Annotated in this window: 2 protein-coding genes; both read right to left on the reverse strand. The window is 42.1% G+C overall.

The window, feature by feature from the left end; translation table 11 throughout:
• Positions 1-5: 5 nt before the first annotated feature.
• Positions 6-470: a hypothetical protein gene (locus tag AC1DWB_RS35730; protein WP_477545803.1), complete on the reverse strand. Its 465-nt coding sequence runs from the start codon at positions 468-470 to the stop codon at positions 6-8.
• Positions 471-765: 295 nt separating this feature from the next.
• Complete coding sequence (locus AC1DWB_RS35735; RefSeq protein WP_477545804.1) at positions 766-1,014, reverse strand: hypothetical protein; 249 nt, start codon at positions 1,012-1,014, stop codon at positions 766-768.
• Positions 1,015-1,158: the final 144 nt, after the last annotated feature.

Raw genomic sequence — 1,158 nt, forward strand, 5'->3', positions numbered from 1 at the left:
GTCGATTACGTTTGAATTCGAGGTCGGAGCCAACGCTCCGTAACCGAAATACCGGCATGGGCTAAGGTGAACGCTACGAATTCCGAGCAAAAAAACGTTTGTTTCCGTTCTACTGGTAGGTGAAATACTAGCAAGAACAGCCCAAGTAGGTTATAGGAATATTGCTGTTCGTTTTTCTCGAACGTTTGAATAATAGATTTCAGCTTCTCATATTGACCGGTAGTCACCCTCAACTGATACACGGAGCAATTGGAATGCCGCAACAAATTACCCCGCATGTCCTCTTTTACGAATCCCCCGACGAACGGATTATCTTGAGACTTTCGCCCGAAACTGAATACGTTCTGGAAGCTTCCATCCAAAGAAATCGAAGCATGGTTCATCGAAGACTTCGTATATAATCGGATCATTCGATTAAGTAGAGTCCCCGTATCGGTAAGAAGGATATAGATGTGCTTATACTGCGTCATAAGAAAGTACCTCCGTTCATTATCCGCCTATGCGTTCCGCGTCTAGTATGTTAAGTTCAGCATACCGCGGAATCGGGATAGGTCGTAACGAACGGAAGTATAGTTGTGAACTAGACTTTGGTCGGTGAGATAACTTTCCAGAAGTTTCTAAAGCACGGGGAACCGAAAGTGTGAGAAGCTCGAGGGATGGATAGTGCTTGAGTTACCAATCGACTCCGTGCCTTTTGCAGAAGGCACAGGAGCCTATTCTGATCTGTATCTCATTGAAACGGCTACACAGTTTGTTTCTCGATTGTTAATAGTCGTACTTAATTTCTTTTATCTGACGTTTGAGTACGTAGGTATTATCATTGTCCTTCACTGCTAGTTCCCAACCCTGGTCTCCCAGAATATTGAAAACTCTTATCAAAGAGATATCATTGAATGATGGAAGTACGGCCTCTTCACCTGTATAATATTTCACTCCAAATTGATCAATCTTTTTAGTTAGAACCATATATTCATACTTTATGATAACTTTTTTGACAACACGAAACTTTAACATCTTGCCACCCTCCTCATCGCAACTCATTCTACAGTTCCAATAATTTGACTCTCCCTCCCGCCATAAGTTTCGTTATAACTACAAAACGAAGTGCCGCAATATGCCGATAACCTCGTTATCTGTGTTTATTGAGCTATCGTTTCG

The organism is Paenibacillus sp. P4_E11 (assembly GCF_056401635.1).

What these genes read in the sequence shown, in the direction of transcription:
- AC1DWB_RS35730 (WP_477545803.1), bottom strand. Translation starts at nt 470, where the DNA reads ATGACGCAGTATAAGCACATCTATATCCTTCTTACCGATACGGGGACT.
- AC1DWB_RS35735 (WP_477545804.1), bottom strand. Translation starts at nt 1,014, where the DNA reads ATGTTAAAGTTTCGTGTTGTCAAAAAAGTTATCATAAAGTATGAATAT.